Source organism: Pseudoalteromonas sp. SR45-5 (genome assembly GCF_014163565.1).
Lineage (GTDB): Bacteria > Pseudomonadota > Gammaproteobacteria > Enterobacterales > Alteromonadaceae > Pseudoalteromonas > Pseudoalteromonas distincta.
Genome location: NZ_JACJDN010000099.1, coordinates 1 through 8,820 on the forward strand (window position 1 = coordinate 1; position 8,820 = coordinate 8,820).

Genomic DNA, 8,820 nt, shown 5'->3' on the forward strand with positions numbered 1-8,820 from the left:
TTAAAGTTTTGGCAAAATTTCATGTTAGGAACGTGAGGTCCACGACACATGTCTACATATTCTTCGTGATGATATAACCCAGGACGGTCATCTTTAGCGATGTTTTCGTCCAAAATTTCTATTTTGTATGTTTCGCCACGCGCTTCAAATGTATCGCGTGCTTCTTGCCAGCTTACTGTTTTTTTCACTACGTCGTAGTTGGTTTTTGCAAGTTGCAGCATACGCTTTTCAATTGCTTCAAGATCATCTTGTGATAGTGAGTGTTCCATATCGATATCGTAGTAAAAACCGTTATCAATGGTAGGACCAATTGCCATTTTTGCGTCTGGGAAAAGTTGCTTAACTGCATGACCGATTAAGTGAGCACAAGAGTGACGAATGATTTCAAGGCCGTCATCGTCTTTAGCGGTAATGATCTCAAGACGAGAGTCATGACTAATTAAATCACATGCATCAACACGGTCGCCATTTACACGGCCCGCAATGGTCGCTTTAGCTAAACCAGGACCAATGTCGTTTGCAACATCAAGCGTGCTTACAGGGTTTTCAAAACTACGTTGACTTCCGTCTGGAAGAGTAATAACTGGCATTATAAATCCTTGCTACAGTGGTGACACCTACAATGTATCACGTGTATTTTTAATAAATTAAATGAGAATGACTCGACAACGCTTTTACGAATAAGCATTGACTAATATATGTAGATGAGGAGTCTATTCAACTACAAAGATATATTGTCGCGTGCCGCGCATTTAATTACAAGTTTAAAGGGGTGAAATCGACCCGTTTTATCCACAAAATGTAGCTTTTAAAGCAAAAAAATCATTTTATTAAAATATAAAAGCATCAATGCATTAAATACGTGCCTACGGCTATACCCACACTCGCATTTTAATGTGCGTTGCGTATAATACTGCGTAATTAAGTTATTTTAGAGAATAGACATGAGAACATGTGGTGTAGAAATTACCGGTAGTGATGTACTACTTTGTATTTTAAGTAAAGATAATGACGTATTTGATATTCGCGATGTGCGCCAAACACGCTTTACCTTAGGTAACGGTAACGACACTGAAGTAATGCGTAAATTTCAATTCGATTTTGCAAAACTAATGCAAGATTACCAAATTGATTCTGTTGCAATTCGTGAGCGTCAGCCTAAAGGTAAATTTGCTGGCAGTGCAAAAGGCTTTAAAATGGAAACTGCAATTCAATTAATTGACAACTTAGATGTACGTTTATTTACTACTACTGAAGTTAAAGAGCAGTTAAAACGCAACCCCATCCCTATTGATTTTGAAGAAACAGGCCTTAAAAAGTACCAAGAAAATGCCTTTGTAAACGCTTACGTTTATATCATGAAAAAAACATACCGCAGCGACGAAATGTAAACTCATTACTCGTTTAAAAACGCGTACTTACATTGTAAGACGCGTTTTTTTGTGTCTAAAAAGTAGTATTAGCTTTTATTAATCTAATAATACATTAGTCTAACTGCACTTCTCTTTGTCGACAATATGTGTTTATTTTAACTTTGTAGTTTACATAACTCACACACATTTTCATGGAGAGAGCAATGCACACACACACTACCCCGGTAAAAGAAGTAGAGCAAACAAATCACTTGCCGTTATCCCAAAGCTACTTTAAAGGTATACAAAGCACACCTTTAACAAATTCAACTATAGGCGAGTACTTTGACTTTATTGTCGACAAAAGGCCAGAGGCGTTAGCTGTTGTAGTTCATCACCAAGGTATTAGATTAACGTATAAAGAATTTCAAAAAGAAGTTAATCAGCTTGCGAAGGGGTTACTTGCCCTTGGCGTAAAACCAGGTGAGCGCGTTGGTATTTGGTCTCCTAATAATATTGAGTGGTGCTTAACCCAATTTGCAACGGCAAAAATTGGCGCAATAATGGTGTGCATCAACCCGGCATATCGTCCTAACGAATTACAATATGCTTTAAATAGTGTTGAATGCTCAACTCTAATCACAGCATCAAATTTTAAAGGCAGTGATTACTTAGAAATGCTTAATGGTTTAGCGCCAGAGCTTGCAACTTGCGATAAGTACACACTTAATTTAAAAGCACTACCCACTCTTAATAATATAATCCGCATTGGCGATGAAGCATCTCCTGGTATGCACTCTTTTAATGATGTTATTAACTTGCCAACAGCAGCTCATGAGCTTGAATTAAAAGCAATAGGTGAAAACTTAAATGCTGATCAAGACATCAATATACAATTTACATCAGGTACAACAGGCAACCCAAAAGGCGCAACGCTCACTCATAAAAATATTTTAAATAATGCGCTATTCGTCGCCGAATCTATGCACTTTACGAGCGATGACAAGTTATGTATCCCTATCCCGTTATATCATTGCTTTGCAATGGTATTGGGTAGCTTATTGTGTGTTAGTAAAGGTGCAGCAGCCATTTACCCTAGTGATTCGTTCGATGCAAAAACCACGCTTGATGTAGTTCAACAAGAAGGATGTACAGCGCTGCACGGTGTACCTACTATGTTTATTAGTGAGCTTGAGCTGAGTAACTTTAACGATTATGACCTAAGTACTTTACGCACGGGTGTAATGGCAGGCTCTACATGCCCAGAGCAAGTAATGCGCAAAGTACAAACACAAATGAACATGCATCAAATACTGATTGCTTACGGGCAAACGGAGTGCAGCCCCATAAACAACATTACCGAAACAGACTCTTCAATAGAGCGGCAAGTAACAACGGTTGGCCGCGCACTTGCCCATACCGAGGTTAAAATAATTGACGAGCTGGGTAACATTCAAAAAATTGGTCAACCTGGCGAAGTGTGTAGTAAAGGTGCAGGCATAATGCGCTGCTATTGGAATGACGAAGCTAAAACAAAAGCCACAATAGATGACGAAGGTTGGCTGCACTCTGGCGATTTAGGTGTCATGGATACAGAAGGGTTTGTTACGATTGTTGGGCGTATAAAAGATATGATTATTCGCGGCGGCGAAAACATTTACCCTCGAGAAATAGAAGAAGTACTTTACGCCTACCCTGGCATTCAAGATGCTGCCATATTTGGTATAACCGATGAAAAGTATGGCGAAGAAGTGTGCGCTTGGATCCAACCAAAAGAAGATGCTGTACTTGATGAGCAAGCAATTCGTGAGTTTTTAAAAGACAAACTAGCCTACTTTAAAATGCCACGACATATCCGTTTCGTAGAAAACTACCCAATGACAGTAACAGGTAAACTGCAAAAATTTAAAATGCGCGAGCAAATGCAAGAAGAGCTAAGCGACAACGCTTTTTCCTAGTTTCGTCTTTAAGTAACTGAGGCTCTGGGTAGGGAATTTATCTCAGAGCTATGTTCAGAGCTAGCAGCGTTAAATTTACGTATGTTAGGACTAATACTAAAAAGCACAGCCAATTGGCTGTGCTTTTTATGTACTGAATTTATTATAAATTCATCATTCTCTTTTTTAAACGTTCTAAATCAATCGCACTCGAACGCACTGTTAATTTAATATGGCTGTATTCATATTCTTCTTTAACAACACTCATACTCGATCGAATTTCGCCCACAATACCTTTAGCTGTGTACGGTATAACAATCTCTTCTTCAATCATGTCCTCTTGAGCAATGCCAATAATGTATTTGTGCAGTTTACTAATATCATCTGGATTACGTGTAGAAGTCATCATCGCATCAGGAAACTCATCCATTAGCGACTGCTGTTGATCAGTACTTAATTGGTCTGACTTATTCAGTACTAATAATTTTTTGCTACCTTCTACCCCAACTTCTGCCAGTACTTTATGTACTACTTCAAGTTGTGAGCGAAAAGAAGGATCTGAAGCATCTACAACATATAACAGTAACGACGCATCATGTGCCTCAGCGAGCGTTGAATGAAATGAAGCAACCAAATCATGAGGTAATTTTTTAATAAAACCAACCGTATCTGAAACCAATATACGAGGCCGGGTAATCGGATACAGCGCGCGAACAGTGGTATCTAGCGTTGCAAAAAGTTTGTTTTCGCCTTCTACATCACTACCTGTAATTGCGCGCATCATTGATGACTTGCCCGCATTGGTATAACCAATTAAAGCCACTGAGAATAGCTCAGAGCGCTGCGTACGTCTGTCCATCATTACATCTTGAACACTAACAAGTTCGCGCTTTAATTCTGCTAACTGATCGCGCACTTTACGGCGATTTAGCTCAAGTGTGGTTTCACCCGCACCTTTACCCATTTGGCGTTCTTTATCACCTGTTGATGTTTCACGAAGCCGTGGCGCGACATAATTAAGGCGAGCAATTTCAACTTGTAATTTTGCTGTTTTAGTACGCGCATGACGGCTAAATATTTCAATGATAATACCAGTGCGATCAAATACTTCTACACCTAATTGGTTCTCAACATTACGCAGTTGAGAAGGCGTTAAATCGCAGTCAAATACCACTACATCGGCACATGCAAACTCTAAATCGTTTGATGGAATTTCTGAGGATATTTCGGTTAAAGGGTCTTCATCAAGTAAATCATCTTCTTGCTCGTTTTCAACCATCCCTTTATTGCCGGTAAGGTATGCTATTTCAGCTAGTTTTCCTGAGCCCAGTACATTAACTTTTTGGGTAGAACTTTGCTTTTGCGATTGTGTACCTACTACTTTAAAGCCTAATGTAGTTACCAAACGAGCAAGCTCTGCAAGCGATTCTGTTGCTTCGTCGCCTTTAAATTGTGGTGTACTAATAGAAATAAGTAACGCATTAGGAAGTGATGGTTTTGCAGTTAGTTGCATAATTTTTTATATGTTAATGCACCTAAAGTGCAAACCTAATTTTCATTCGAAAGTAACTTGATCCTACGCTGTTATGACCGAGCTTTACAGCGTTATAGCTTACGAATGCAATTATTATCTTTATTTTGCCAAAATTAGCGTTAATCTGTGAACTATTTGTGCGGGGGCAATATAATTTTTACACGCAAGTAAACCAATAAGTAACTTGGTGTTGTTATAAATGTATTTAATTATTAAGTGTTGGGGTTTAACATTGATAATAGGCTTTATGTAGCATTGCACATACACAAGCCCATTAACTAAAAGCTAATTAGCTAAAACCAGTGACTAAGCAGACTCTTCTGGACGATGCTGCTTTTGTACGCCGGTTAAAAACAAACGTAATATTTGATCGTTACAAACACGGTAATGTTTGTTATCTACTTTACGAGAAAATGCGCTTAACTCATGCTTACTTAAATCAAAATCAACAAGTGCAAGTGTTGCTATAACATCTTCTGCTTTCATATTTAAAGCAATACGTAGCTTCATAAAGATAATATTGTTGTTTAGCTTTTTCTCTGGCTCTGGTTGCTCACCTTCGCGTTTGCCACGTTGGGTATTAATAAACCCATTTAAAAAGCTTGCAAACTCAGTATCACTTATTGGGGTAAAAGCCTCTTCACCTTCTTTAGTTAACCATGCAATTACTTGCTCTTTGGTGACCGTAAGCTCTGCTGATGCAAAAACATTGACCATAGCAGTATCAGTTAAGTTAAAAGTGTAGCGAATGCGGCGTAAAATATCGTTATTAGTCAAAGTAAATCCCAAAGTGAGGTATAGCAACCAAGCAGTTATTGCTTAATTTTATATAAGCACCTAGTTTAACAGGTTTACTAATACCACCCTATTAATTTTTATCTGAGCTTCTTATACCTAGTTACCAAGCACCTTGGCAGGATCTACGCGCGTTGCTTGCCATGCAGGATAAATAGTGGCAAGTATCGCAAGCACAAACGTAACAATCACTGTAATACCAATGTCTTCAAGTACTAATTTACTTGGTAAAAACTCTATAAAATAAACGCCCTCAAGCGGATTGGCTCCAAATAATTGGCTTATCCACGTAAAAAGCTCACTTATATTAAGCGCTAATACCACGCCAATTAGTGTCCCTAGTGCCACGCCTACAAATGCTTGCATTAAGCCTTGCATTACAAAGGTGGCTAAAATAGTACTGTCTTTCGCGCCCATGGTTTTTAAAATTGCGATATTGCCTTGTTTTTCGCGTACTTCCATCACCAAGGACGATACAATATTAAAACTGGCTACCGCTATAATTAAAAACACCACAATATAAACAATGGTACGCACCATTTGAATATCTTGATAAAGGCTGCCTTGGGTTCTAAACCAACTAGAAATATACACGTAGTCGTCAATAGTTTGGCCCACTCTTAGCGCTATTTGATGCGCCGAAAACACATCATCAACACTTAAACGCAGCCCTGTTACTTGGGTTTCATCGTAACCCAATGTTTGCTGTGCTTTGTTAAGATGTATAAATGCAGCGGTACTATCAATCGGTCCGCCCATTTCTATAACACCTGCAAGGTTAAGTGTTACGCGTTTAGGCGCTAATAATGATTGACCTTTTTGACTAATTTGCGGAATAAGTAATGTAATGTTATCGCCTACTTTGGCGTCTAACTGTTTTACTATTTGTTTACCTAAAATTACATCGTCAAGGCCTAGCTGGCTGACTAATTTACCACTGGTAAACTGATTTACCGCCGATACATTACTCTCGAGCGATGGCTCAACACCTCGAATTTCTATCGCTTTTAGCTGGCTTTTATATTGCGCCATCCCATTCACTGCAATAAATGGCGCAGCCCCTGTTACATGCGGTTGTGTTTGTAAATCCTCAATTTTTTGCGACCAATTCGCGATGGGTCTACTTGGTGCTACATATTCAACCTGTGGCACAACACTTAGTAATCTATGTACTAGTTGCTGCTCAAAACCATTAATTACCGACAGCGCCACAATTAAAACCGCGACACCTAATAAAATACCAATAGTCGACGCTTTAGCGATAAAACTAACAAAGCCGTTTTTTTCATCTTTGTGGCCTGAATAGGCTCTAAAACGTTTACTTAAAAATGCACTAAGCAACATGCTGCGACTCTTTAATAGCTAGTTTTCCATCGTCTAAATAAGCTATTTTGCCCAGCTTATCGGCAAGTTCTAAATCGTGTGTAACTACCACAAAACTGGTGTTTAAGCTTTGGTTAAGCTCATTAATTAAATCGTAAATTTTAATCGCATTTTGTTTATCTAAATTACCGGTTGGTTCATCAGCAAGCACAAGCGCAGGTTTTGTAACCAGTGCACGGGCAATAGCCACGCGTTGGCGCTCTCCACCAGAAAGCGCAGACGGTTTATGCGAGCTGCGATGTGCAAGGCCTACTTTTTCGAGCATATCGAGCGCTTGAGCTTTGGCTTCTTTTGCACTCAAGCCTTTAATTAATAATGGCATAGCCACGTTTTCGACTGCGCTAAACTCCATTAATAAGTGATGAAATTGATAGATAAAGCCCAAGTTTTGGTTTCTAAATGCGGCTTGCTCTGTTCGCGAAAGTTTTGCAACTTCTTGGTTTTTAATTTTAGCGCTACCTGAGCTTGCGGTATCTAATGTGCCAAGTATGTGTAAAAGCGTACTTTTACCAGAGCCAGAACTCCCTACAATAGCGAGCATTTCACCTTGCTGCAGCGCTAAATCAACACCTTTTAATACTTCAACTTGGTTGCTGCCATCTTGATAAACTTTACTTAAATTTTCACAACTAATTACTAAATCATTCATAACGTAATACCTCTGCTGGTTTTACTTTTGCGGCTTTACGCGCAGGATATAAGGTAGCTAAAAAGCTCATAGCAATACTGGCAAACGCTATTATTACTAAACTCAAAATATCAAATTTTACCGGAAGCTCTATACCTGCCAATAAGTTTAAGCCCACTAATGCAAGTAGCTCATTTATATATAAACTAAATATTACACCTAAAAATGCGCCTATTGCTGTACCAATTACGCCGTTATATAAGCCTTGCACCATAAACACTTTTTGCACTTGCGAAGGCGTTAAACCTAACGTTTGTAGTATGGCCACTTCACCTTGTTTTTCGCTTACCATCATGGTTAATGCCGATACAATATTAAATACAGCCACCAATACAATGAGGGCAAGCAACATAGACATAATGCGCTTTTCCATAGCAACGGCTGCAAATAGAGTACCTTGGGTACTGCGCCAATCACTATAATTATGATCTTGTAAAATACGCTGGCTTGCTTCAATAAACTCATCTAGTTCGAAAGGTTCGTGCAATGAAACACTTAAATTTGGGGCAGTGTTTTTATCCAGCTTTAATACCCGTTGTAGTGAAGCGCCACTTGTAAACGCAAGTGCCATATCTATCTCAGATCCGGTTTCGTATATTGCGGCCACTTTAAATAAACGCTGGCTGGGTACTCGCCCAAGAGGTGTATATGTTGAAGCATTAGGCATAATAACGCGAAGCTTATCACCCACGCTAACGCCTAATTTACGACTCAAATAACGGCTTATAGCAATGTTGTAATTTTTGTTTAATACAGTTTTCCAATCGCCTTGCACTATTTTATCGGTAATTTTATACAAAGACCCGCTGTCGTTATAAAGGCCTTGTAGTAAAACGCCGTGCAAGTCTTTATTCGTTTGCAAAATAGCTTCGCCGTGGCGATATAAGCTTACATGATCAACATAAGGAGATTGTTCGAGGTCGGTTTTAAGGGTGCCCATTTGGGTGGCAGTGTGTTTACCTGCGCTAACTTCAACATGCGGAATAAGTCCAAGCATATTGGTTTTTAGGCTATTTTCAAACCCGTTCATTACACTGCTTACCGTAAATAATGCCATTAAACCAATAGCGATACCGGCAATAGAAAAAAACGAAATAAACGATATAAACGCATTTCCTTTAGAGGAGCGAC

Annotated in this window: 8 protein-coding genes; 2 read left to right on the top strand and 6 right to left on the bottom strand. The window is 39.0% G+C overall.

The window, feature by feature from the left end; translation table 11 throughout:
* A partial coding sequence (locus tag H5072_RS05850) for a TGS domain-containing protein (protein ID WP_182692974.1) occupies positions 1-590 on the bottom strand: 590 nt, incomplete at its 3' end.
* A 354-nt stretch (positions 591-944) separates the two neighbouring features.
* On the opposite strand from H5072_RS05850, the gene H5072_RS05855 reads away from it, so the two are divergent.
* Both H5072_RS05855 and H5072_RS05860 read left to right on the top strand, forming a co-directional pair.
* Positions 945-1,391 carry a DUF3010 family protein gene (locus tag H5072_RS05855; protein ID WP_002960715.1) on the top strand — a complete coding sequence of 149 codons (447 nt, stop codon included), beginning with the start codon at positions 945-947 and terminating at the stop codon, positions 1,389-1,391.
* A 185-nt stretch (positions 1,392-1,576) separates the two neighbouring features.
* Positions 1,577-3,310, top strand: a complete 1,734-nt coding sequence (locus H5072_RS05860) for an AMP-binding protein (protein ID WP_182692975.1) — start codon at positions 1,577-1,579, stop codon at positions 3,308-3,310.
* Between the two features lie 142 nt (positions 3,311-3,452).
* On the opposite strand, the gene hflX is transcribed toward H5072_RS05860, so the two are convergent.
* From hflX to H5072_RS05885, 5 genes are all read right to left on the bottom strand, one after another.
* Complete coding sequence (hflX, locus tag H5072_RS05865; RefSeq protein ID WP_182692976.1) at positions 3,453-4,802, bottom strand: GTPase HflX; 1,350 nt, start codon at positions 4,800-4,802, stop codon at positions 3,453-3,455.
* 327 nt (positions 4,803-5,129) lie between these two features.
* A complete protein-coding gene (locus H5072_RS05870) occupies positions 5,130-5,600 on the bottom strand; it encodes a DUF1456 family protein (RefSeq protein ID WP_182692977.1) in 471 nt (156 codons plus the stop codon).
* 117 nt (positions 5,601-5,717) lie between these two features.
* Positions 5,718-6,962: a lipoprotein-releasing ABC transporter permease subunit gene (locus H5072_RS05875; protein WP_182692978.1), complete on the bottom strand. Its 1,245-nt coding sequence runs from the start codon at positions 6,960-6,962 to the stop codon at positions 5,718-5,720.
* A complete protein-coding gene (gene lolD, locus H5072_RS05880) occupies positions 6,952-7,650 on the bottom strand; it encodes a lipoprotein-releasing ABC transporter ATP-binding protein LolD (RefSeq protein WP_007375330.1) in 699 nt (232 codons plus the stop codon). The genes H5072_RS05875 and lolD overlap by 11 nt, the downstream gene beginning before the upstream one ends.
* Positions 7,643-8,820, bottom strand: a 1,178-nt coding sequence (locus H5072_RS05885; RefSeq protein ID WP_220488523.1) for a lipoprotein-releasing ABC transporter permease subunit, incomplete at its 5' end; no start/stop codon positions are given. The genes H5072_RS05885 and lolD, both read right to left, overlap by 8 nt.